Below are 241 nucleotides of genomic sequence, written 5' to 3' on the forward strand. Positions count from 1 at the left end.
GGATGGATCTCTGGTCTTGCGCAGCAGCCAGTTGACTTTTGACAGTCGTAGTGCTCTGGGGTTTACGTAAGAGACTTCAAGATCCTTTAATACATTTCTCACGGCTCTGAAAACTGGACAGGTACCAGGTGTTTTGGTGGCATGAGACTTCAAAGGGAATAGCAGTTCATCACTAGGGAAAAGCTGTTCACGCCATTTCAGGTATTTATCAAAATGCTGGCGATATTCGCTATAAATGTCG

General features: G+C 44.8%; 1 pseudogene. It reads right to left on the reverse strand.

Annotated features, from left to right (window positions below):
- Positions 1-241, reverse strand: a pseudogene (locus SB816_RS34540) (hypothetical protein); the annotation flags it as partial.

It is taken from the genome of Achromobacter sp. SIMBA_011 (assembly GCF_046535435.1).
In the GTDB taxonomy this organism is placed as follows: domain Bacteria; phylum Pseudomonadota; class Gammaproteobacteria; order Burkholderiales; family Burkholderiaceae_B; genus Achromobacter; species Achromobacter dolens.